17 protein-coding genes and 1 tRNA gene are annotated in these 26,415 nt (G+C 31.0%); 7 read left to right on the top strand and 11 right to left on the bottom strand.

Going from position 1 to position 26,415, the window contains the following annotated elements; translation table 11 throughout:
* Nucleotide 1: 1 nt before the first annotated feature.
* Nucleotides 2–1,432 (bottom strand): FAD-binding oxidoreductase, encoded by a 1,431-nt coding sequence (locus tag I1N47_00470; protein ID WBF65643.1) that lies wholly within the window; start codon nucleotides 1,430–1,432, stop codon nucleotides 2–4.
* Nucleotides 1,433–1,813: 381 nt separating this feature from the next.
* Here I1N47_00470 and I1N47_00465 point away from each other — a divergent pair, with 381 nt between their 5' ends.
* Nucleotides 1,814–2,608 (top strand): thymidylate synthase, encoded by a 795-nt coding sequence (locus I1N47_00465; protein ID WBF65642.1) that lies wholly within the window; start codon nucleotides 1,814–1,816, stop codon nucleotides 2,606–2,608.
* Between the two features lie 20 nt (nucleotides 2,609–2,628).
* Complete coding sequence (locus I1N47_00460) at nucleotides 2,629–3,153, top strand: dihydrofolate reductase (protein WBF65641.1); 525 nt, start codon at nucleotides 2,629–2,631, stop codon at nucleotides 3,151–3,153.
* On the opposite strand, the gene I1N47_00455 is transcribed toward I1N47_00460, so the two are convergent.
* The 5 genes from I1N47_00455 to I1N47_00435 form a co-directional block, all read right to left on the bottom strand.
* Complete coding sequence (locus I1N47_00455) at nucleotides 3,132–5,378, bottom strand: arginine/lysine/ornithine decarboxylase (GenBank protein WBF65640.1); 2,247 nt, start codon at nucleotides 5,376–5,378, stop codon at nucleotides 3,132–3,134. The two genes, I1N47_00460 and I1N47_00455, sit on opposite strands and share 22 nt — an antisense overlap.
* Before the next feature lie 57 nt (nucleotides 5,379–5,435).
* A complete protein-coding gene (locus tag I1N47_00450; GenBank protein ID WBF65639.1) occupies nucleotides 5,436–5,999 on the bottom strand; it encodes a dCTP deaminase in 564 nt (187 codons plus the stop codon).
* Between the two features lie 95 nt (nucleotides 6,000–6,094).
* The gene (locus I1N47_00445; protein ID WBF65638.1) at nucleotides 6,095–9,508 is read right to left on the bottom strand and encodes a translocation/assembly module TamB domain-containing protein; all 3,414 of its coding nucleotides are present in this window, start codon (nucleotides 9,506–9,508) and stop codon (nucleotides 6,095–6,097) included.
* Between the two features lie 38 nt (nucleotides 9,509–9,546).
* Nucleotides 9,547–11,397 (bottom strand): BamA/TamA family outer membrane protein, encoded by a 1,851-nt coding sequence (locus I1N47_00440; GenBank protein WBF65884.1) that lies wholly within the window; start codon nucleotides 11,395–11,397, stop codon nucleotides 9,547–9,549.
* Nucleotides 11,398–11,460: 63 nt separating this feature from the next.
* Nucleotides 11,461–12,540: an Mrp/NBP35 family ATP-binding protein gene (locus I1N47_00435; protein ID WBF65637.1), complete on the bottom strand. Its 1,080-nt coding sequence runs from the start codon at nucleotides 12,538–12,540 to the stop codon at nucleotides 11,461–11,463.
* A gap of 181 nt (nucleotides 12,541–12,721) precedes the next feature.
* On the opposite strand from I1N47_00435, the gene metG reads away from it, so the two are divergent.
* The 3 genes from metG (at nucleotide 12,722) to thiS (ending at nucleotide 16,076) form a co-directional block, all read left to right on the top strand.
* Entirely contained in the window at nucleotides 12,722–14,788 is a 2,067-nt protein-coding gene (gene metG / locus I1N47_00430; GenBank protein WBF65636.1) for a methionine--tRNA ligase, read from the top strand.
* 65 nt (nucleotides 14,789–14,853) lie between these two features.
* Entirely contained in the window at nucleotides 14,854–15,843 is a 990-nt protein-coding gene (locus I1N47_00425) for a pyridoxal-phosphate dependent enzyme (GenBank protein WBF65635.1), read from the top strand.
* Between the two features lie 32 nt (nucleotides 15,844–15,875).
* Nucleotides 15,876–16,076, top strand: a complete 201-nt coding sequence (gene thiS / locus I1N47_00420; protein WBF65634.1) for a sulfur carrier protein ThiS — start codon at nucleotides 15,876–15,878, stop codon at nucleotides 16,074–16,076.
* A gap of 8 nt (nucleotides 16,077–16,084) precedes the next feature.
* Here the strand turns inward: thiS and ffh are convergent, their stop codons facing one another.
* Both ffh and htpG read right to left on the bottom strand, forming a co-directional pair.
* Nucleotides 16,085–17,476 (bottom strand): signal recognition particle protein, encoded by a 1,392-nt coding sequence (ffh, locus tag I1N47_00415; protein ID WBF65633.1) that lies wholly within the window; start codon nucleotides 17,474–17,476, stop codon nucleotides 16,085–16,087.
* 79 nt (nucleotides 17,477–17,555) lie between these two features.
* A complete protein-coding gene (gene htpG / locus I1N47_00410) occupies nucleotides 17,556–19,463 on the bottom strand; it encodes a molecular chaperone HtpG (protein WBF65632.1) in 1,908 nt (635 codons plus the stop codon).
* Nucleotides 19,464–19,570: 107 nt separating this feature from the next.
* On the opposite strand from htpG, the gene I1N47_00405 reads away from it, so the two are divergent.
* Nucleotides 19,571–19,655 (top strand) — tRNA-Leu (locus I1N47_00405).
* 9 nt (nucleotides 19,656–19,664) lie between these two features.
* Here I1N47_00405 and I1N47_00400 read toward each other — a convergent pair.
* The 3 genes from I1N47_00400 to queC all read right to left on the bottom strand — a co-directional run bounded on the left by I1N47_00400 (nucleotide 19,665) and on the right by queC (nucleotide 23,436).
* Complete coding sequence (locus tag I1N47_00400) at nucleotides 19,665–20,747, bottom strand: AI-2E family transporter (protein ID WBF65631.1); 1,083 nt, start codon at nucleotides 20,745–20,747, stop codon at nucleotides 19,665–19,667.
* A gap of 72 nt (nucleotides 20,748–20,819) precedes the next feature.
* On the bottom strand, nucleotides 20,820–22,679 hold the full coding sequence (gene ilvD, locus I1N47_00395; GenBank protein ID WBF65630.1) for a dihydroxy-acid dehydratase: 1,860 nt from the start codon (nucleotides 22,677–22,679) through the stop codon (nucleotides 20,820–20,822).
* 55 nt (nucleotides 22,680–22,734) lie between these two features.
* Complete coding sequence (gene queC / locus I1N47_00390) at nucleotides 22,735–23,436, bottom strand: 7-cyano-7-deazaguanine synthase QueC (protein ID WBF65629.1); 702 nt, start codon at nucleotides 23,434–23,436, stop codon at nucleotides 22,735–22,737.
* 150 nt (nucleotides 23,437–23,586) lie between these two features.
* Between queC and ppc the strand changes: the two genes are divergently transcribed.
* Nucleotides 23,587–26,415 carry a phosphoenolpyruvate carboxylase gene (ppc, locus tag I1N47_00385; protein ID WBF65628.1) on the top strand — a complete coding sequence of 943 codons (2,829 nt, stop codon included), beginning with the start codon at nucleotides 23,587–23,589 and terminating at the stop codon, nucleotides 26,413–26,415.

The raw sequence follows: 26,415 nt of genomic DNA, 5'->3' as shown, positions 1-26,415 counted from the left end.
TTTAGATATCTAATATTTTACCTGGATTCATTATATTATTTGGATCTATAGATTTCTTCAATCTAAGCATTAGATCCAAAGCGCTAAGGTTCTTATACTTTTGTAACTCACTAACTTTTAATTGACCTATACCATGTTCAGCACTAATAGATCCACCCAAGGCATGCACTTTGCTATGCACTAAATCATAAATTTGAGACTGTAAAGATAAAAGATCCTCCTCTGACTGATTAATAGATCTGAAAACATTATAATGTAGATTACCATCGCCAAGATGGCCAAAGACAACTATTTGTACACCACTGAAATATAAATCAAGAGATTTTTCCATATCACTAATAAAACTTGGTATTAAAGAAATAGGCAAAGATATATCATGTTTAATTCCTTTACCAAAATCTTTTTCTGCTAAAGGTATACTTTCTCTTAAATGCCATAAAGATGCAAAATGTAAGTTATCAAATGAAATAATGGCATCATCTATATACCCAATATCAATACACTTCTCCAAGAAACATTTAATTCTATTAGACATAAAATCATCAACTTCTCTAATATCACCGATAGCTGATATTTCCAATAAAACAAACCATGGATGATGAATAAAATTACTATCTAATCTATATTTCTTGTCATTTAAGAAATTCAACGATAGTCTTAAACAAAATTGACTAATTAATTCAAAAGCAGTTAGAGAAGCATCGAAAACAGAACGAGCCTCCGTCAATAATATAATAGCATCCTCTACAGAAGATAAAGGAACTAAAATAGCCCATTTTTTATCACGAATAGGAAATAATTTTAATGTTGCTGCAGTAATAATACCAAGAGTTCCTTCACTCCCAATATACAAATCCCTCAAACTATAACCAGTATTATCTTTTCTAAGTGCTCTTAGCAAATCAATAATATCTCCATCAGGGCTAACAACCTCTATACCGAGAGTCAATTCTCTTATGTTTCCGTACCTAAGAACTTGTGTACCACCAGCATTTGTTGCCAAATTACCACCAATAGTACAAGTTCCCTCAGAAGCCAAACTTAATGGAAAATACCTATTATTTTCTAAAGATATACATTGTAGTTTATGTAAGGTACAACCAGCTTCTACAACTATAGAATTGTTTGATAGATCTATATCTCTAATTTGATTAAGTCTAGTAGTAGATATTATTATAGAATCTTTCGAATTGCTATTAGGTATACTTCCACCACACAATCCAGTATTTCCTCCTTGAGGAACAATTGCAATATTGTATTGTTTACATAATTGTACAATTTTTATAACACTCTGAATATTACTAGGACGAACTATTGCTATAGCATCACCTTTATAACGACCACGCCAATCAGATAAAAAAGGTATGGCATTTTCTCCTGTCAATACATAATTAGATCCAACTATTGATGCTAGACTGTTTAAAAAGCTCATTGGTATACTTTTCTCTTAAAGATTAATTATAGGGCGAGTAATTCATTTAATTATTCTTATAAGATTCCCCAAATATTTCATAATATCTTAGTATTAAACATCCAATCTATATTGCATTAATGATGACATGGAAATATAGGTTTAAAAAACTCACAGAACATAAATAATAAATTCTCAGATCTACTACAATACACAATTGTTTATAGTATTATAATCAATATATTTATAGAATATAATTTACTACTAAAAATTAGAACAAAAATAAATCTAAAAAATTTCAATAATATTTATTCTTTATAAAACTTTATACTCAGAGAGTATTATATAAATTACATAATAATTTTCATAAAATATCTTTCACCAAATTTAATAAAACTATATATGTATCAATATACGAAACTATTAAAGTACATCTTGGATAATGGATCTATAAAAGCAGACAGAACTGGAACCGGTACAATATCAATTTTTGGTTATCAGATGAGATTTAACTTAATGAAAGGATTTCCTCTGGTCACAACAAAAAAAATACATATGAAAAGTATTATTATAGAATTGCTCTGGTTTCTAAATGGAGATAATAATATATCATGGCTAAAAGAAAATGGAGTAAGAATTTGGAATGAATGGGCCGATGACAATGGTAATTTAGGCCCTATCTATGGAGTCCAATGGAGATCATGGCCTACTAGTGATGGGGGACACATAGACCAGATAAGCAATCTTATTGATCAAATTAAGAATGACCCTAATTCTAGAAGACTTATTGTCTCTTCCTGGAATGTATCTGATATTAATAAAATGGCATTAGCTCCCTGCCATATATTATTCCAAATGTATGTTGCACATAATAAACTTTCCTGCCAGGTATATCAAAGAAGTGCCGATGTTTTTTTAGGAGTACCATTTAATATAGCAAGTTACGCTTTACTAACACATATGATTGCTCAACAATGTAATCTAGAAGCATCTGAGTTAATATGGACTGGTGGTGATTGTCACATATACAAAGATCATATTGAACAAGCAAAAATACAAATAGCTCGTTCGCCTTTAGCTATGCCAACATTAAAGATTAAGGAAAATCCAGATTCTATATTTCAATATAGGTATGAATCCTTTGAAATAAATAATTACAAACATCATCCCCACATAAAAGCTACAGTCGCAGTTTAATAAACAACAAAATTTACTTTATGGAAATAATTATAATAGTAGCATATTCACAAAATAGAGTTATAGGATACCAAAATACCATTCCATGGAATCTAATTGGGGATATGAAACATTTTAAAAAAACAACTATTAATAATCAAATAATAATGGGTAGGAAAACATGGGAATCACTAAAAACAAAACCATTACCAAATAGAAAAAATATTATTATAACTAATAATACTAATATTACATTCAGTGATGGAATAACAGCATATTCTTTATATGACGCCCTTCAGAAATGTAATTTTACACAGAAAGTATTTATTATAGGAGGAGAACAATTATATAAACAATTCCTGCCTTTATCTTCTAAAATCATAGCTACTGAAATTCATCATGAATTTCATGGCGATGCCTTCTTCCCAAAGATCAATAAAGAGTTATGGTTAGAAGAAAAAAGAGACCATCAACTACCAGAAAATGGTCTCAAATATGATTTTGTAATATATAAAAAAATAGCAAGAGGATTATTATGGAATAACTATTTTAAACAATCTATATAGTATTGTTTAGTATTGTTATCAATTGTTAAACCATGTATATAGTTTTCAAAACCAGGGAAATTATTATTGAAAATCTGAGCAAACTCTAGATATTTAATAATAATTTTATTAAACCTTTCCCCAGGAATTAGTAATGGAATACCTGGCGGATATGGGGTTAGTAAGACACCTGTAACTCGACCATCTAATTGAGAAATCTCAACCTTTTCTACCTCACGATGAGCAATTTTAGCAAAAGCATCAGATGGCTTCATAACAGGAACCATATCACTTAAATACATTTCAGTAGTTAATCTTGCTACATCATATTTACGGTAGTCTTCATGTATAAGATCACATAAATCTTTTAAACCAAGTTTTTCATATTTTTTATTTATTTTACAAAACTCAGGTAATATTCTCCACATTGGTTGATTACGATCATAATCATCCTTAAATTGTTGTAAAGCAGTTAATAAAGTATTCCAACGTCCTTTAGTTATTCCAATAGTAAATAAAATAAAAAAAGAATAAAGACCAGTTTTTTCTACTACAACACCATGCCCTGTAAGATATTTAGATACTAGAGAAGCAGGAATACCTGTTGCATCAAAACTACCAGACATACTTAATCCAGGTGTAATTATTGTAACTTTAATTGGGTCAAGCATATTAAAATTATCAGCTAGCTGTCCAAATCCATGCCACTGATTATCTGAATCGAGCATCCAATCATCCTGACTACCTATTCTATCAGGCATTATTTTATTTGGACCCCATACTTTAAACCACCAATCATCCTTGCCATACTCTGATTCAACTTTACGCATAGCTCGCCTAAAATCCATAGCTTCTCTTATGCTTTCCTCAACCAAGGCAGTTCCTCCTGGCGGTTCCATCATGGCAGCAGCAACATCACAAGATGCAATAATTGCATACTGGGGCGAAGTAGATGTATGCATCAAATAAGCTTCATTAAAAGAAGCATGATCAAATTTACTATTCTTTGACTCTTGCACAATAATTTGAGAAGCTTGCGATATTCCAGCTAATAATTTATGTGTTGAATGAGTAGCAAAAACAATTGAATTTACATTACGTGGTCTTTCTTGTCCTATAGCATGCATATTGCGATAAAAATCATGAAAAGATGCATGTGGCAACCATGCCTCATCAAAATGCAAGGTATCAACATAACCATCTAAATACTCTTTAATCATTTCAACGTTGTATATCACACCATCATAAGTGCTTTGAGTTAAAGTTAAAATTCTTGGATTTTTATTTTTAAGATTTTTAGTAAGAGGATTCTCTTCTATTTTCTTTCTAATATTTACTGGATCAAATTCACTTAGAGCTATTGGCCCGATAATGCCAAAATTATTCCTAGTAGGTTTTAAAAACACAGGAATTGCACCAGTCATAATTATCGCATGTAATATAGATTTATGACAATTACGATCAACTAGCACTATATCATTTGCTGCAACATTTGCATGCCATACTATTTTATTTGATGTAGAAGTACCATTAGTGACAAAATAACAGTGATCTGCATTAAAAATACGAGCAGCATTAATTTCAGAATCAGATATTGGACCAGTATGATCAAGTAATTGACCTAACTCATCAACGGCATTACAAACATCTGCACGCAACATATTTTCACCAAAAAATTGGTGAAACATCTGGCCTACAGGACTTTTCAGGAAAGCTACACCACCAGAATGTCCAGGACAATGCCAAGAATAAGAACCATCCTGAGCATATTTAACCAATTCTTTAAAAAATGGAGGAGCAAGACTAGCTACATAACTATTAGCTTCTCTAATAATATGACGAGCAACAAATTCTGGTGTGTCTTCAAACATATGAATAAATCCATGTAGCTCTCGCAATATATCGTTAGGAATATGTTCTGATGTTCTTGTTTCTCCATATAAATAAATTGGAATATCAGAATTACGGAACCTTACTTCCCCTATAAATACTCTCAATTTCTTTATAGCAGTCGCCACATCTTCTGGCGAATCGACATCAAACTCTTCATCATCTATAGAAAGAATAAAAGCACTTGCCCTACTTTGTTGTTGCGCAAAAGAACTTATATCATTATAGCCAGTTACGCCAATAACCTGCATACCTTGTGCTTCAATAGCATCCGCCAATGCTCTGATTCCTAAACCAGAAGCATTATCTGACCGATAATCCTCATCTATGATAAAAATTGGAAACAAGAACTTCATGTGAATATATCCTAAACAATTTAACTAATGAATCAAATCACAAAAAACAATAAAAAATTAAGACCTAGGTAAAGTAACACCAGTTTGTTTCTGATATTTACCACTACGATCAGCATATGATATTTCACATGTTTCAGAACTTTCTAAAAATAACATCTGGGCACAACCTTCACCAGCATATATCTTAGCTGGCAAAGGAGTAGTATTAGAAAACTCTAGTGTTACATGCCCTTCCCATTCAGGTTCTAAAGGAGTTACATTAACGATAATTCCACAACGAGCATAAGTGCTTTTACCTAAACATATAGTAAGTATGTTACGAGGAATACGAAAATACTCTATGGTTCTTGCCAAAGCAAATGAATTAGGAGGGATAATACATACATCACCATAAAAATCTACAAAAGATTTCTCATCAAAAGCATTAGGATCAACTATAGCATGATTAATATTTGTAAAAATCTTAAATTCTTTTGCACAACGCACATCATATCCGTAGCTACTAGTGCCATAACTAACAATACGACGCCCTTGATTTTTGTTTACCAAATAAGGCTCGAATGGACAAATCATTCCCTCTTTTCCAGCAGCACGAATCCAACGATCACTCTTAATACTCATAATTATTAAAATATATTTATACACTCGTGAGCTTATTGATCTGAACAAGAAAAAATATTCAAAATATCTTTATCGTATTAATTACAATAAGAACACTAGTCATCAAAAAAAGTTCGGTAAATAAAAGCAACTCCATTTACAGAACCGCCTTTCATATCAAAAGACCAACGACGAGAAAGTCTATAGCTAATCCTAGCAACTGTTTCACTAGCAACTAGAGATTGTTCTAAACTTAAATTTATACCATTAGCAAATTGTTTGCTTAGAACAACAAACTGTGTTGGAAAATCATTATAATTATCTTTATTAATACCCCCAGCTACTATGTGATCTGGTAAAATACTGCCAGATTTACCAATTGAACCGCTACGGATATCAAAACCACTCAATCCAAATTGCCGATAAAAAGGTTGCCCTCCACTCAAAAATGCAGCTCCTACCGAAAGCAAAAAACTAATATCCATAGTTTGTTCATCCGGACCTCTCCCAAGCAACAGCCATGAAATTTTCTCAACATCACTAACATTAGGGTAAGAAATTAAATCTATAATGGGATGTTGTAACGTACCTGATATTTTCACACCAGGCTCGACTTGTTTTCCTAATCTAACAGCCTCAACATCAATTAATGGATTATCTATGCGTCCTTGGAAAGTAAGATTTCCTCTATTAAAACTTAATCTCTGGCCATAAACTTCTATTACCCCATTCTCCGAGGCCGTAACTGTACCCAAACAAGAAAAACGACCATCATTTTTAAGAGATAATCTAAGTGAACCTAATAAACCTGTATCAAACCCCAGTCCTGTCAAATAAAATCTATTTCCTAAATCAAGAACTAGATCAGATTTTACTTCTATATTTCTAGAATTCTCTTTATATGGTTCAATTACGAATGAATCTAATTTTACATCATCATCTAAATAAGAATAGGTTCTAAAAGAATCTAGGCATACCAATCCTGTGTCAATTAGCAACTTTCCACCAACATATATTTTTTTATAAAATAAATCTGTAAACAATCTACCTGAAATAACAGCATAACAATCTGAACGCTGCAAAATAGGAAATTGCTTCACATCAAATTCTACTCTACTATAATTAGAAGAAAAGTCTACATTACCACTAGCTGAAATATAACCTTCTGTGACATTCTTATTTATCAATGTTAGATGGTCACGCAAACGAATATCTTGCGGTATCACTCTATGATTAGCAGGAAAAAAAAGACGCTTTATGATAAGCTGACTATTTGATAAATCAGCATCTAAACTACCATCTAATAGTCTGATTCCATCATCAACCCTAATTAGTTTTAACTTCTCACCATTAATAAAACCACTAACAATTAATTCTTTATCAACAAAACCATTTATTTCTATATTGCTTTTTGTGGCACCGCCAATTTCTATATTATCTTTCAAAAAATAATTTAATATAGATAAATCTGTTATATCAGCATTTAATTTTACAAAAATTTTTTCTTTATCTAAAATTGGAAAACCTCTCGAATCAACATCAAAAAACATAGAGCAAAAACCATCAAATATTCCAATGTTTGGATCTTGTATTTTTAGTAACATATCAAATTTATTCGTTATATTTTTGATATGTTCTAGATTTATATCCAATAAAAATACTTGATCTGATTTTTCTTTATCATCATTTTCATAAATCCTTAAAGAAATACTACCAGATAAATTCTGCCCATATTGAACGTTCCAACTGCCATACATAAACATTTTCTTTGAATTATCAGGCATATCTCTTTCAATTTTAGGCAAAGTGAGACTTATACCAAGAATTTTTGCAAGATCTAAAAACACAGAACTATCAAACACTGAATTTTTAAATTGTCCGATTGTTTCCCAACCATTCTGTGTACCTCTAGAATTTTTGCTATTAAAAAGAATTTTGCCATTACCAATAGATTCAAAAATCATATTGAATTGATCAACTGACCAATGCCACTCTAAATAATTTTTAATAAACAACTTGAAAGTTAATACATCTATAAGAGTTACCTTAACATTATCTAATTTAATATCTAATCTTGAAATATCTAGATCCCAATCTATGTTCTTAGCTTTATTACGAGCACCTTTAAAATCTGTTTGTATTTCTAGATCTTTCCATTTATAAAAATCACTAAATCTTACTCTATCAAAATAAGCTTTAATTTCTCCACGATAGTTAGATAAGTCTCCTGACAAGTTAATTTGCATATCAATAGCACCACTAAACTTGTACCAGATTTTCTTAATATCAGGCATTAAAGCCCTAATACTCAAAATATTTTTATTAATTTTAGTATCACTATTAATCTCTACGTTATTAGACCCGATAGTTATAGAACCTTTCAGCTTATTAATAAGACTATATCTTTCTAAAATATCTAAAAAATTAAGATAATTAACATTATTAAAAATTTTAAATCCAATTCCGAAATAACCCTTCATTGGGCTATCACCCCATTTACTGTAATCATCGATTATAAAATCAACACTAACATCTATTGTTTCATTATTATTAAAATCTATTTTGACCTCAGAATTAAGACCTATTATGATTCTAGGAATATCTCCTATAAAAAAAAGACTACTATCTAAACTAGATAGAGAAAGATTAACATTTACTAATTCATTGTTTATATTATTTGCTACCAAAGAAACAGAACCAGAATCCTTAAATTGATATAAATCAATACTTACTTTCTTAATTACAAAACCTGATTGTTTTCGTAAAACAATTGCACTATTAGCTACCATCTCATTATTCTCAGCATTGATAGAAATAATAATTTGGTCGAAAGAGCCACTAGCTGTCACTTGTACTGAAGAATCGAATAAAGCAGGATTTAAAAAACCATACGTATAATCCTCCGTACTCGTAATACTATTATTTTTATTTTTAAATCTAAATTCTGAATTAAATATGGTAGACTTTTGATTTTCAAATACTAAATATCCAGTTAAATCACTATCAAATCTATTTGTCTTAAGCTCTAAATTATTTATAGAAAATAATGATTTCTTTTGATCAATCTTAAAATTAGCAAATAGTTTGCTTAACTTAATATCACCAAAAGATTGATTGCTATATTTAAAAAAAATATTTTCTATACTAATATTATCTACTTCTATAGGAAAAAAAAATTTGTTATCTGATGTAAACATATGTTTATATCTACTTGTATTTTGTCTATCTTCCAATACTTCTACGCATAAGGAAGAAATTGACAAATCAGCAATCTTAAAAATACCTCTGAACAAAGACTCTAATTTTATATTAATATGTAGGTCTGCTATTTCTAATTCTGAATTTGAAACATTTAAATGAAGGTCTTTTAAATTCAAACCATCAACAACTGTACCGTTAACAATAGATACTCTACCTCCAAAATAATTAGCAACAACGTTGACTAGCATTTTGCTACCACTGTTAGAACAAACAACCCAAAAAACCATACCACATATAACAGCTATAAAAATGGAAAATATCGGTAGCATCCAACTAAAAAAATTACGGATTTTTTGGCGAAAAACACTCAAAATACAATTCCTAAAGAAAAATGTAATTTCAAATCATGATACCTATGACTATAAGCTAAATCTAATGATAATGGACCAGCTGGAGTCCGAATTCTCAACCCAATACCGTAGCCCATAGCTAATCTCATCTGATTAACAAAATTAAAAGCATCCCCTAAATCAATAAAATAACTAAATCCAAATCTTTCATTAAAGTAATGATTATACTCAGCACTTACAACAGACATCATACTAGCTCCAACAACGGCAAATTCTCTTTGAGATCCTATGCTTTGATAAGCATATCCCCTAATAGATCTAGCTCCACCTATGCGAAAACCAAAATCGTCTGGGATTAATATTTGGTTATTAGATGGCCAAATTTTACCAAATTCAGCTCTCAAAGTAGCAATACCATTACTAAAAATAGGCCACCAATATTGAGACCTAAATTTTATACGTGCATATGGACTAATTTTATTTAAAGACAAACCTATAGCTAGACTCATAGCTGAAATATTACCTTGCTTAGGATTATATTTACTATCTACATTAAAACGAGACACTGAAAAAGTATTAGTAACTGTCGGCAAAGAAAAACTACAGTCATGCTTTACCTCAATATAATCATACGCCAATAAAGAGTGATAACTAGTTTCATAACTTATGCTATTTTTATCTTGATAAATGCTATTATACCCATTATTTGATCTTGTAAAACCAAAAGCAGAACGAGTTACTTTTAAGCCATGCGCATCAGAAGTATCCCACAAAATTCCAAAAGAATCCCTTTTTCCATTAGCTTGTGGTAAAAGATTGATATCAACAAAAAATCTTTTATGTAGCCTATCGATTCCAACTCCAGAAGACAAAGTAACTGGAAAATCTTTAACCATGTTTTGCTTATAAACACTTTCGAACCTTAATCCTGCCGCACCATCATCAATGCCAATAGAAGACACCATCTGTTTTAATGGTGATTCAATAACTATTACATGAACTGGTAAGGTAACCTCTTCTTTATTATCATAATTAGATAAATTAAGCTGACTTGAATTGATCGTTAGGTTATTATCAAAATTAAATAAACTGTATTTATCTTCATGACTATTAATAAAAATATTTTTCTTAAAAAGGTTATCATGCATTGAGTCAATAGTTATAAATGCACCACTAAAAAATTTTGTTGACTGCAGATACTGCTGCCAATCATCTAATAGATCCTGATTAAAAGGTTGATTCTGTTGATAATTTGTGTACCTATAGACTATACTAGGTGGAATCTTAACAAAACCATGAGTGTGAACTGCACCAGTTAAAACAAGTGGGCCACTATCTATTGCTAATGATAATTCCACTTCTGCTGTTTCTGTATTTATTTTAGCTTCAGAATTAGTTATTTTAGCTAATAAAAAGTCTCTAGATGTTATAGAGTATAATAATTTTTTTTTAGCACTAGCCCAGTTATTATTTGTAAAAACATTACCAACTGGAAGAACCCAACTATTCTTTAATTTCTCTATACGATCTTCATAATCATGATGACTGATACGACCTGTAAATCTTAGATTTAATTTTGAAACTATAGCTCGTTTGCCAGAAGTAATACTTATCTTCCATTTCTCATTACAACTTTCATTATTAATATCAAAATTTACTATTGGGCAAAAATAGCCCTCAGATGCTAAAGATGTCATAACAGAATCATAAGCTCTACGTCGTAGCCTATTAATCTCTCCTCCATCTTGATCTTCAATTAACTGAGCAATAGAACGAACAGAATTCAAAGTTGCATCTACAACTTCTCTAGGCAAATCTTCAGATTCAATTAAGATTTCAGTATGACAAAATGCATATGAAAAAAACATCATTGAAAATTGTAGAATTATAAATATTTTGATTATAAAACGATTCATTTTATATTTTTATAATTATCTGGATACTATAGGTGGAAAAACATTCCTATCATTCTTTGGTAAAAGAGCTATATATCTTGATAGTCTAATAGACATATCTAAATATTTATTAGCAATATTATTTGATGGATTATGAAATATTAAAAATTCTCCAATATCAGACTGACTACGAATATAATTATCAAACGGCAATTCTCCCATTAATGGTATACCATACTGCTTAGATATACGCTTGCCTCCACCACTACCAAAAAGATTACTGGTATTCATACAATGAGGGCATATATAAGAAGACATATTTTCTATAATTCCAAGTATTTTAGTTCCAACTTTTTTATACATCTTTATACAACGCCTAACGTCCATCAAAGACACATCTTGTGGTGTCGTAACTATGACCACCCCTACAGTAGGAATATTTTTTGCCAAACTGAGTGCGATATCACCAGTTCCTGGCGGCATATCCACAATAAGATAGTCCAAATCACACCATTTGGTTTTGCTGACTAACTGTTCAAATATTTTCGTAATCATTGGCCCACGTAATATAGCTGGCGAATCATAATCCAATAAGAACCCTAATGAATTTACTTGAATACCATGTTTTAAAATAGGAAGCATTCTATCACTATCAACAATTTCAGGTTGATCATTAACTCCTAAAATTATAGGAATACTAGGACCATAGATATCAGCATCAACTAGGCCTACCCTAGCTCCTAATAAGCTTAATGAATAAGCAAGATTAGCAGCAACAGTGCTCTTTCCAACACCTCCTTTACCCGAAGAAACTGCAATAATATTCTTAACATCTGGATATGATTTTAGTAAGTTACTAGTTACATGTGCAATAACTTGGTATTTAATATTAATAGATGTATTTAAAACACCTAAATTACCAAGAGCATGAATAATTTTTTCTCTGATTAATACATCTATAGCTTCATTAACTAGATAATTTAACTCTAAATTTATTATTACCAATTCTTCTTTTATATCTATAAAAACCTTAGAGTATTTATTTAAAATATCTATACCATTATGATCTTTTATACCATGTAATATTGCTCTAATTTGTTCTGCAGTTATACTCATTTAAAATAAACTCACAATTTCAAAAAAAAATAATCATTATAATAAGAATAAATATCTACGATTAAGCAAACAAATATTTAACAATACAAAGGATCTAATATAAAATATATTATCATCATATATTAAGTATGAATGCTATTCATAGGCAATACAAGAAACACTTCAAATTTATAATAATTATATGCAACGTACTCTCTTTGTTACCACTGCTTTACCTTATGCTAACGGCTCTTTGCATCTTGGACATATCATGGAATATATACAAGCTGATATATGGGTAAGATCTATGAGAATGTCTGGACACAAAGTATATTTTATTGGAGCAGATGATGCCCATGGAGCACCTATTATGCTGAAAGCGGAAGCAGAAGGCATATCTCCAAGAGAACTAACAGCTCGTTATTCATTAGAAAGACCATTATACCTGAATGGATTTCATATCGCTTTTGATTATTGGCACTCAACAGATTCAGAAGAAAATAAAGAGCTAGCCATAGAAATATATAACTGCCTCAAAAATAATAATTTAATTGAATTAAGAAGTGTAAATCAATTCTATGACCCATTAAAAAAAATGTTTCTTGCTGACAGATATATAAAAGGAGAATGTCCTAAATGTCACGCTAAAGATCAATATGGAGATTCTTGTGAATCTTGTGGGTCCACATATAAACCAACAGATCTAATAAATCCTTATTCTTCTCTTACAAAAGCAACACCAATATTCAAATCATCTGAACATTTATTTTTCAAATTATCTAGCAAAGAATGTGTTGATTTTTTAATAGATTGGACTACGAGCAAAAATAAACAAGGAAGAAAAAAGTTACAGGATCAAGTATTCTCTAAAATACAAGAATGGTTGGGGTCAGATCCTTCCAATGTCAATCTAAACGATTGGGATATTTCCAGAGATGCCCCATATTTTGGAATAGAAATACCAGATTTTCCCAAAAAATATTTTTACGTTTGGTTAGATGCACCTATTGGCTATTTAGCTTCTATGAAAGCATATTGCAAAACTCATAATCTTAATTTCGATGAAATTTTAGATCCTAATAATAATGTAGAACAAATTCATTTTATTGGCAAAGACATAATATATTTTCATGCTCTTTTTTGGCCAGCTATGCTAAAATTTTCTGGAAGAAAAACACCTGATGAAATTAATGTCCATGGTTTTATTACTATAAATGGCGAAAAAATGTCTAAGAGTCGTGGCACAGGAATCTCACCGTTATCATATTTAAAATTAGGCCTAAATCCAGAATGGCTAAGATATTATCTATCATCAAAATTAAATTCTAAGATAGAGGATATAGACTTTACTATTGATGATTTTATAAGGAAGATAAATAGTGATTTGATAGGTAAATATGTTAACATTGCAAGTCGTACATGCCGATTAACAACAAAGTATCTGGGTGGTAAACTTAACTATTACGAAAAAGAAAAAGAAATATCACAAGAAATATACTTGCGCTCAGAAACAGTTAGAAAAAACTTAGAAGACCGGGAATACAGCAAAGCTGTTAAAGAAATAATGTCTTATGCTGATTACACAAATCAATGTTTTGATAACGAAAAACCTTGGGAAATCTCAAAGAAAATAGAATCCTATAATTGTAGTTATTACAAAAAGCTACAATTTATTTGCTCTTGCACATTAGCTAGATTCAAAGCCTTATCCATAATGTTAAGCCCTATATTACCCAAAACATCTAGAAAAATAGCTAGAGAACTATTTGGCATGACAAAAGATTTTAATTGGGAAGATATCCAAAAATTACCAATAACTATAAACGAATTTGAACATCTTATGCAACGAGCAGAAAAAGAACAACTTACAAAATTATTTGAAAATAATCAATCTACAATTGAAAATATGGACCATAAACAAGAAAACCAATCTATTAGCATAGAAGATTTTATGAAAATAGACCTAAGAGTAGCAAAAATTATTAAATGCGAAGAAGTAAAAGATTCTGAAAAACTACTACAATTGACCTTAGATATAGGTAATAATAACTCCACCAAAAATGTTTTTTCAGGAATAAAATCATCGTATACTCCTGACGAACTCATTGGGAAGCTAACAATTTTTGTTGCTAATTTGAAGCCTAGAAAAATGAGATTTGGAATTTCAGAAGGGATGATCCTAGCAGCAAGCAATAAAGAAGACCCAAATAAGAAAATCTATCTAATAGAACCGAACAGTGGAGCTTTACCTGGCATGAAAGTAAGCTAAATTTCTTAAAGATTTAGCAATGAACTGCAAAATGTTTAAATAAAAATATAACCTATTAAACAAACATGAAAAATAATCTTTCATTACCAAATGCCGAAGATATTGCGCTAGCATCTAAAAGAATTGCTGGTTATGTTTGTAAAACACCAGTTTTAGTATCTACAGATATTAATGATAAATTTAATGCTAATTTTTTTTTCAAATGTGAGAATTTACAAATCACAGGAGCATTTAAATTTAGAGGAGCATTTAACGCTTTGGTAAATTTAAAAGAACAAGAAAAAAAATTAGGAGTTATTACCTTTTCATCTGGCAATCATGCTCAAGCAATAGCAAAAGCATCTGAAATATTGGGCATAAAATCAACTATTCTCATGCCTAAAGATGCACCTAAGATTAAAATATCTAATACTAAAAAACATAACAATTGCAATATAATACTATATGACAGGTATAATGATGATAGAGAACAAATATTAGATCAATTAATAAAAAAGACTGGAGCCATCCCAATTTCTTCATATAATAATAATGATGTGATAGCTGGATCAGGTACAGTAGTAAAAGAACTATTTGAAGAAGTTTATGATTTAGATGCTGTATTTATGGGAGTAGGAGGTGGTGGTTTATTATCTGGCTCATCATTATATATAAAAGAAAAAAAACCACTTTGTAACGTATATGGTGTAGAACCAATAAATGCTAATGATGCACAAATATCATTAAGAACAGGAATTCTAACCAGAATAGGCACTCCTCAAACTATAGCGGATGGAGCACAAACCCAATCTCTAGGAGAAAAAAATTTTTTTATTATTCAAAAATATGTGAAAGATATTTTAACAGTAAGCGACTCACAACTAATTGACTCTATGTCCACACTGGCAAATAAACTAAAAATTATTGCAGAACCAACAGGTTGTTTAGGATTTGCAGCGATACAGAATATCAGGAACGAAATTAAAAATAAAAGAATAGGAATAATAATTACTGGAGGCAATATAGATTTGATAAATTTTATACATCTGATAAAATCAAATTTTAAATTGCAATAATATATATTAAATGGTACAAAAAGGTACAAAAAATGAAAATTCAACTTAATGGCAAAGAATTAGACGTTCAAAACAATATTTCTATATCAGAACTGCTATCAAGCTTACAGCATGATAATAAGAAAATAGCAATAGAATTAAATGGAAATATAATACAAAAAAATAGATACCATGAAACATTCTTAAAAAACGAAGATATTGTAGAAATAGTATCAGCTATAGGTGGTGGTTAATTAATAATCTATTTTAAAAAATTTTTAGCCCCGGTTATAGAACGAAAGATTTTACTAAAACCATTCTTTTTAATTTTTTTAACTATTGACTGCATTTGGTCTAACTGTTTAATTAAATTATTAACATCCTGAACTGTTGTTCCTGATCCTTTGGCTATTCTACGTTTCCTAGATGACTTGATTATTTCTGGTTTGCTCCTTTCTAATAAAGTCATAGAATTAATGATGGCCTCTGTTTTTATGATCATTTTATCAGGATTATTATTTCCTAAAACTTTGCCAGAAATCTGTAAACCTTCTGGTAATTTATCTAACAATTCACTCATAGAACCCATTTTTTTCATTTGAGTAATTTGCGCATAAAAATCATTAAAATCAAATTTATCCTTAGATTTTAATAAATTTATAGTTTTATTGTTATCAAAATCTATATTCTTTTGAGCTTGTTCCACTAGAGACAGAATATCTCCCATACCTAGTATGCGACTAGCCATACGATCTGGATAAAATAGTTCTAACCCATTTATTTTTTCCGATATACCAACAAGCTTTAAAGGTTTTCCTGTTATCTTACTCACAGACAAGGCTACACCACCTCTAGAATCACCATCTAACTTTGTTAAAACAATCCCTGTGATCGGAACAACTTCAGAAAATGCTTTAGCTGTATTTATAGCATCTTGACCTTGCATAGAATCAACAACAAATAATGTTTCAATAGGACTAATTATTTTATGCAATGATTTTATTTCATTCATCATAAAATCATCTATACCAAGACGACCAGCCGTATCAAAAATAACAATATCATAATAATGACGACGAGAATAATCTAAAGCTTCAATAGCTATATCACATGGTTTTAAAGATGTTTTAACCTCAAAAAAATCTACATCTATCTGATCAGCTATAATTCTTAATTGTTCTATTGCAGCTGGACGGTATATGTCAGTACTAACTAATAGTACCTTTTTCTTTCCTGTTAATTTTCCATTTCTAATATGATGCCCATTTTTAAACCAATATGCTAATTTTCCAGAAGTAGTAGTTTTACCTACTCCCTGTAGACCAATCATAAGAATAATGGCAGGTGGTTTAGAATCTAAGGATATCTCTGTCGAGTACTCTCCAAAGTCTCCGCCGATAACTCTAACTAATTCTTTATGAACAACACTAACCAAAACTTGACCTGGATTTAAGCTATCAATAACCTCAACACCAAGACATTTTTTCTTAACACTATCTATAAAATCTCTAACAACAACAAAAGAAACATCGGCCTCTAACAAAGCTATTCGTATTTCACGCAACATATCACTAGTATTAGCTTCAGTTAAACGAGCCTCTCCTTTTATTTTCTTTATGATTTTTGAAAATCGCTTAGTCAAATTATCTAGCATACGTATATATTTATTAAATCATGAAGCAAATAGCTAGCAAGAGCTGCAAATAATATTGCAGACTCTTTTTAACTATTTATTAAGTTTTTAAAAGGATACTATTTAAACATCTCACGAAAGCAGCTGGATCTTTTAAATTACCTCCACTAGTCAAAATCGCCTGGTCAAGCAACAAGTTTGACCATTGCTCAAAAGCAGCCTCATCTAAATCACTTAATTTCTTAAAAAAATCATGCTCAGGATTTATTTCCAAAATAAATTTAGATTCTGGCGGATTCTGTCCTGCATCTTTTAAAATACGAACCATATGAGGACTTAGTTCATTTTTTTCTACAAGAACACATGCAGGGGAATCTACTAAACGAGAAGAAACTTTAACTGATTTAACGCGATCTTTCAACACACTTTCTATTTTCTTTATTATTGATTTTGAAGATTCAGGTAGCTCATCAGGATCCTTTATATCTGCTTCTCCACCAATTTTACTTACATCAAAACCTTCTTTTGCTATAGATATAAGAGGCTTTCCATCAAAATCCCTCAAATTAGAAATCATCCATTCATCTATTCTATCAGGCAATAATAAAACTTCTATATTATTTTTGCGGAAAATCTCTAAATGAGGACTATTTTTAGCAGCCATTAAAGAATCAGCTGTAATATAGTATATACCTTCTTGCGTAGAATTCATTCTAGATACGTATTCAGAAAGAGATGTAGATTGACTATCATCTTCTCCATAAGTTGAGGTAAATCTTAACAATTTAGCAATTCTTTCCTTATGAGCAAAATCTTCTCCAATCCCTTCTTTAAGAATCTGACCAAATTCATTCCAAAATATCTTATAATCTTCTGCTTTATTTTTTGCTGCATCATCTAACAAACCTAATATTCGTTTAATAGATGCTTCTTTTATAGCAAATAAATCTTTACTTTCTTGTAAAATTTCTCTAGAGACATTTAATTCAAGATCAGCTGTATCTATAATACCTCTCACAAAACGTAGATATCTTGGAAGTAATTGTTCTGAGTCATCCATAATAAATACACGCTGTATATATAGCTTGATGCCATGACTACTATCTCTATCCCATATATCTAATGGAGCATGTTTAGGAATGAAAAATAATTGAGTATACTCGCTACGACCCTCTATCTTATTATGAGTCCAAAATAACGGATCTTCAAAATCATGGAATAAAGCTTTATAAAATTCTTTGTATTCACTTTCAGTAATATCAGATTTTTGTCTTGCCCATAATGCATTAGATTTGTTAACTATTTCCAAATCTTTCGTTTGAATTTGTATTTTTTTATTATCATCCCACTCTTCTTTATACATGTATATAGGCAAAGATATATGGTCAGAATACTTCTGTAAAATTTCTCTCAACTTCCAACCATTCAATAAATCAAATGAATCCTCTTTTAGATGTAATTCCACATCAGTTCCATGTGTATCGCGATTTGAATCAGATACGATAAACTCACCTAATCCATCAGATTCCCAACTAATAGAAGACTCTTTGCCTAATCCAGCTTTAAGAGTAGTTACTTTAACCTTGTCAGCAACAATAAAAGAAGAATAAAAACCAACACCAAACTGACCAATTAATTGAGCATCTTTTTGTTTATCTCCACTTAAATTTTTAAAGAAATCTTTAGTACCAGACTTTGCTATAGTTCCTAAATTATTAATAACTTCTTCTCTAGACATACCTATACCATTATCAGAAACGGTAATGATATGTTTATCTTTATCATAAGAAACAATTATACTAAGCTTTGAATCTTTTGATAGCAAATCAGGATTATCTAGAGATTCAAAACGCAACTTATCACATGCATCTGATGCATTAGAAACCAACTCTCTCAAAAATATTTCTTTATTGCTATATAAAGAATGTATCATCAAATGAAGCAATTGTTTTACTTCAGCTTGAAAACTCATTTTTTCAGATTGTACAGATTGACTATTTTGATTCATAATTAAGAAATGAAAGTTAAATTAAAAGAATAAAATTTAAAAAACCATAATTTTAGTATGGAGATGATGCATAATTTTTCAAGAGAGTGTATAATCGATCATAAGTTGCCCAGGTGGTGAAATTGGTAGACGCAGGGGACTCAAAATCCCCCGCCGAAAGGCATGCCGGTTCGAACCCGGCCCCGGGCACCAATATCTCTTCTAATCATTATTAATTATCTGATTTTGGTTTTTGTTTTTGGTATCTGAAACCCATTCGCGCCATATAGAAACTATCAATGCCATTAGCACAGGACCTATAAACAAACCTATCAAACCAAGCGTTTTTAACCCCCCTACCAAACCGAAAAATGTTGGTAAGAAAGGTAGTTTCACTGGACCTCCTACTAATTTAGGCCTAATAGTCTTATCAACAATAAATAATTCTAAAGTGCCCCAAATAAATAAACCTATAGCTGCAAATACTCTTCCTGATGCTAACAAATATAATGAAACCATGGTAAATATAAAAGGAGCTCCACCAGGAACTAAGGCTAAAAAACATGTGATTAAACCTAATGAAACAAATGAAGGCACACCAGAAACCCAATAAGCAAAACCAAGAATTACCCCTTCACCCATTGCAATAAGAGCCATTCCTGTCACTGTGGAACTAATCATTGCTGGCACTAATCGTGATAATTGAATCCATCTATCAGGTAACATGCTTTTCCCAAGAATATCTATCTGGGATAAAATATTCTTACCATCCCTATATACAAAAAACAGTGTAATTAGCATAAAGAAGACTGATAATAATGAATGAAAAACATTTCCTGTAGCAGACAATAACATACGATATATATTACCAAGATGTTCTCCACTTATCATTTGTACTGTCTTACCTAAAGCATAAGATTCACCAAAATACAAATTCCAATAATCTGATAATTTATCTCCTAAAAGAGGTATAGAAGATATCCATGTCGGAATTTCTATTCCATTTCTATTGGCTGTAATTGCCCATTTGATGAAAATACTAGCTTCATGGGCTGTATAAGCAAAAGCCCATGTAATGGGAATAACTAAAACCAATAAAAAAAACAATAAGGAAACGGAAGCAGCTAATGTATTTCTACCACCAAAAATATACAAAACACGCTGATAAATTGGCCAGCTAGCTAAACCAATAATTAGCGCAGCCAAAGAAGGCATTAGAAAACTTTTTATAAAATAAAGTCCTGTTACTATAATCAATAACAATAACCAACGAACTATTAAAAATGGGGGTAATACTGGAGACATAAGGTAACTTAAAAAAATATGAACACTATGCCTTACTTCTTTGAAGAAGTAAGGCTATTAACTTCAGAGTAATTAACACTTATCAAGTTTAGATATATCCCTTACAGCACCACAATCAGCTGAAGTAGCAAGTAAAGCATATGCTTTCAATGCATTAGAAACAAAACGATCACGATTTAATGGTTTCCATGCCTTATCACCTTTTGCTAGCATTGAATTACGACGACGAATCAACTCTATATCAGTAACTAAAAGATTAATATTCCTATTAGGTATATCTATAGAAATACTATCACCTTCTTCAATTAACGCAATAGCACCCCCCTCAGCTGCCTCAGGAGAAGCATGTCCTATAACCAAACCTGATGAACCTCCTGAAAATCTGCCATCAGTAAATAAAGCACATGTTTTACCCAGTCCTTTTGACTTCAAGTAAGAAGTTGGATACAACATTTCCTGCATTCCTGGTCCTCCTTTAGGACCTTCGTATCTTATAACAACTATATCACCCGCTAGGATCTTATCTCCCAAAATAGCTTCAACTGCAGAATCTTGACTCTCAAAAACACGAGCTCTCCCTTGGAAAACTAACTGAGATTCATCAACACCAGCTGTTTTAACTATACAACCTTTTTCTGCTATATTGCCATATAAAACAGCTAAACCTCCATCTTTAGAATATGCATTTTCTAAATTACGTATACATCCCGAAACACGATCAGTATCCAAATGATCAAAATAAGAATCCTGACTAAAAGCTTCAGTTGTTCTTATACCGCCAGGAGCAGCCTTATAAAAAGTTTTTATTTCTTCAGAAGGAGAATCTGCTAAATCCCATTTTTTTATAACATCACCTAATGTTCCACCATTTATATTAACTGTAGATAAGTCTAGTAGATTTGCTCTGGAAAGCTCACCTAATATTCCCATAACACCACCGGCTCTATGTACATCTTCTATATGATATTTACTAGTAGCAGGTGCAGATTTACATAAACATGGAACTTTTCTAGATATCCTATCTATGTCAACCATTGTGAAATCAACACCTGCTTCTCTTGCTGCCGCTAACAAATGCAATACAGTATTAGTAGATCCACCCATAGCAACATCTAGAGACATAGCATTTTCAAAAGATTCTTTGGTAGCTATACTTCTTGGTAAGACAGAATAATCTTCTTTCTTATAATAACGGTTACATAAATCTACAATTAAACGGCCAGCTGACTTAAACAAGTCTTTTCGTTTAGCATGTGTAGCTAATAATGTTCCATTTCCAGGTAATGCCAATCCAATTACTTCTGTTAAACAATTCATAGAATTAGCTGTAAACATACCAGAGCAAGATCCACAGGTTTGACAAGCAGATCTCTCTGTTTCTTCCACAATTTCATCACTGATATTCGAATCACCAGCAACTATCATAGCATCAACAAGATCTATTTTAGATATAACATTATTTACAACGGAAACAATTTTACCTGCTTCCATAGGACCACCAGAAACAAAAACTGTAGGAATATTTAACCTCATAGAAGCCATTAACATTCCAGGTGTAATTTTATCGCAATTGGAAATGCATACCATTGCATCAGCACAATGAGCATTTACAACATATTCCACAGAATCAGCTATTAATTCTCTAGAAGGCAATGAATATAACATTCCCCCATGACCCATAGCAATTCCATCATCTATAGCAATAGTGTTAAACTCTTTAGCAACCCCACCACTTGATTCAATTTCTTTTGCAACTAACATTCCTAAATTACGCAAATGAACGTGACCTGGCACAAACTGCGAAAAGGAATTTACGACAGCAATAATTGGTTTTCCAAAATCGCTATCTTTCATCCCAGTAGCTCGCCATAAAGCGCGAGCACCAGCCATATTGCGACCATAAGTAGAAGTACGTGAACGATAATGTGGCATGACTCAAACCTATAATATATTTATATTAAAAAAATAAACAAATTGTTACTTGGAATCATTCTACATTAATCCACGATTCCCAACCACTTTTACGTAAAATACATGATGGACAATTTCCGCAACCATATCCCCAATCGTTTAATTTAGAACGATCTCCAACATAACAAGTATGAGTATCTTTGATAATAATATCTATGAGTTTATGACCACCTATATCTTTTGCAAAAGCCCATACTTGACTTTTATTCTTCCACATCAAAGGCGTTTCCAAGATAAAGTCTTTACCAAAACCAAGACTTAATGCTATCTGTTGTGATTTAATACTGTTATCTCTACAATCAGGATATCCAGAAAAATCTGTCTGACTCATACCTCCAACTATAGTTTCAATTCCTTTTTTATAGCCTAATGTAGCAGCTAGATTAAAAAATAATAAATTTCTTCCTGGTACAAAAGTATTTGGTATTCCATCTTTTATGTCAATATCAATATTACTAGTTAAAGATGTTTCCAAAATTTTTTTTATGAAATCTATTTCAACTAAATAACAACTACCTAATTTCTTATCCCAATCTGGAAATGATGATCTAATAGACTCTAACACTTTTGATCTAGCAAGTAGTTCAACGTTATGACGCTGACCATAATCAAATGAAATAGTTTCAACTTCATCATAAATTTTTAAAGCCCAAGCCAAACAAGTAGTAGAATCTTGACCTCCTGAAAACAATACTAATGCTTTATTATGTACTTTCATTATCGGTTACCTTTTTATATGTAATAACTTATATCTATTTTCAATATTATTTGTATGTTTTTTAAAACCAAAAACACTTATACTTGTACTATCAAACAATAAGAAAAAACAAGTATTTTATTTATTAAACAACTAAAGAAACTATTAAAAATGCACTCTGAAGAATCTCGAAAATCATATCTACACTCTGAAATAAGATTATTAGGAAAGATCCTAGGAAATGTTATACAAGAATGCGAAGGCAAAAGACTTTTTAATACAATAGAAACCATAAGAAAAGTTGCTATAAATATAGAAGAAAATGATGCAGTTCTTAATAATGAAAAGTTAGAAAAACTAATCAATGAATTAGATAGCAATGATACAAATTATATTGCGAGAGCTTTTGGTTTTTTACTGCAATTATTGAATATATCTGAGGATTTAGATCAAAATCGTAGACAAAAAGAAATAGATGTCTCTTCTAAAACAATCCAAAGAGGAAGCTTAAAAGATATTGTGCAAAAACTTATAGTTAATAATGTAGAATCGTCAGAAATTTCTGAAATATTAGAATCTTCTTGCATAATGCCTGTACTTACAGCTCACCCAACAGAAATACAACGCAGAAGCATCCTAGATTTACACTTGCATATTGCAGATAAACTATCTCAACGTTACCTAGCTCAAACAAACGAAGAGAAAAATGATATAGATTATGAACTTAACGGTTATATTTCAATGCTCTGGCAAACAAGGATGCTTCGTTATTCAAGTCTAACTGTGATAGACGAGATAGAAAATGCATTGTCTTATTACAAAAGTACTTTCTTGTCTGCAATACCCAAACTATACAATGAATTAATAAATATTATTAACAAAAAATATAATAAAACAGTCCTACCTGATTCTATTAATCCTTTTCTAAGAATGGGTAGTTGGATAGGTGGAGATAGAGATGGAAATCCTTATGTAGATGAAAAAACATTAAAACAAGCAGCAACAAAACAATCCACTGTCATTCTTGAGTATTATTTAAAAGAAGTGTATGCATTAAAAAAAGAATTATCCATAAGTTCCCTATTAATAAAAGTAGATGACGAACTTTTATTCCTTGCTAATAGAAGCGGGGATGAATCTAGTCATCTAATAGACGAACCTTATCGCCGTGCTTTAATAGGGATTTACTCAAGATTAGCTTTTACTTCGAAAAAATTAATTGGATTAAATATTGCTAGAAGGGATATTATGCAAGCACATCCCTATTCTAATCCCGAGGAGTTTTATAAAGATCTAACTGTAATCCATAAATCACTTGCTAACAACCATGGAAAAACAATTAGTGATCTAAGGTTAAAAAAATTACGTCAGTCCATCAAAGTATTCGGCTTCCATCTAAGCACCATAGATCTTAGACAGAATTCAGATGTACACGAAAGAGTTCTTGAGGAACTCTTTCAAAAAGCTGGTGTTTATCTAGAAGGCAAGAATAAATACTCAGAACTAGATGAGAATTTAAAAATAGAACTTCTCATAAAAGAATTAAATCAAGGAAGACCTCTATTATCTCCATGGATAAATTATAGCGAAGAAACAAACAAAGAACTAAACATTTTAAAAACAGCTGCTGAAATTAGATCTTTGTTTGGTAAGCAAGCTATACAAAACTATGTAGTATCACATACAGAGACACTAAGTGACCTATTAGAAGTTTTATTGCTACAAAAAGAAACTGGGTTAATACCACCCATATTTAGTGATATTGAACAAGACAATGGATTAATGATTGTCCCTTTATTTGAAACCATAAATGACCTACAAAACTGCTCTAAAATTATGGCTGCATGGTTAGATATCCCAGAAATAAAAACAAGAATTACTAATGCACAACATAATACTCAAGAAGTAATGCTAGGATACTCTGATAGTAATAAAGATGGAGGATATTTAACCTCAAATTGGTCTTTATATCAAGCAGAAAGATCCTTGGTTAATGTATTTAATGCTCGAGGCATAAAACTAAGACTATTCCATGGAAGAGGAGGATCAGTTGGACGAGGAGGCGGATCCAGTTTTGATGCAATAATATCACAACCTCCAGGAACAGTATCAGGTCAAATTAGGTTGACAGAACAAGGAGAGGTTATACAAGGAAAATATCATAATGCAGAAGTAGGAAAATGGCATTTAGAACTACTAACATCTGCGACTCTAGAGTCAAGCTTATGTATAGATAGAAAAACTGCCTCTAAAGAAGACTTACATATTAAACAATTTGGCGACATCATGTCAGATATGTCTGAATATGCACAAAAACTATATTGTGATTTAGTTTATGTTAATCCAGGTTTCTCAGAATATTTCTTTTCCTCGACTCCAATAAATGAAATATCAGCTCTTAATATAGGCTCAAGACCTTCTTCTCGTAGCAAAAACCAAGATATAGAAAATCTAAGAGCAATACCTTGGAGTTTCTCTTGGGCTCAATGTAGACTAATGATACCTAGCTGGTATGGCATAGGGTCTGCTATAGAACATTACATAGAAGTTGGTAACAACTCAACAAAGTCCAAACAAGAACGACTTGATCAATTAAGAGCCATGACCAAAGAATGGTCAGCATTCAAAACATTGTTATCTAACATGGAGATGGTATTAGTAAAATCAAATATTAAAATTGCTTCTTGCTACTCAAAACTAGTTAAAAATGAATTTTTAAGAAGTAGTATATTTAATAAAATAAATACTGAGCATAATAAAACAATCAAAATGCTCCAATTACTGACACAAAGAGATCTATTAGAAGATAACCCTACTTTGCTATCTAGACTAAATGATAGATTTATATACATTGATCCATTAAACTACCTACAAATTGAGCTAATTAAAAGATATAGATCACAAAAAGATTATTTATCAATTAATGAAATAGAGAAAATACAACGAGCTATACACCTAACTATTAATGGAATAGCTGCAGGATTAAGAAATTCTGGATAA

Source organism: Candidatus Kinetoplastibacterium crithidii (assembly GCA_027557655.1).
Lineage (GTDB): Bacteria > Pseudomonadota > Gammaproteobacteria > Burkholderiales > Burkholderiaceae_B > Kinetoplastidibacterium > Kinetoplastidibacterium crithidii_C.
This window is presented reverse-complemented; position numbering and strand designations above follow the sequence as displayed.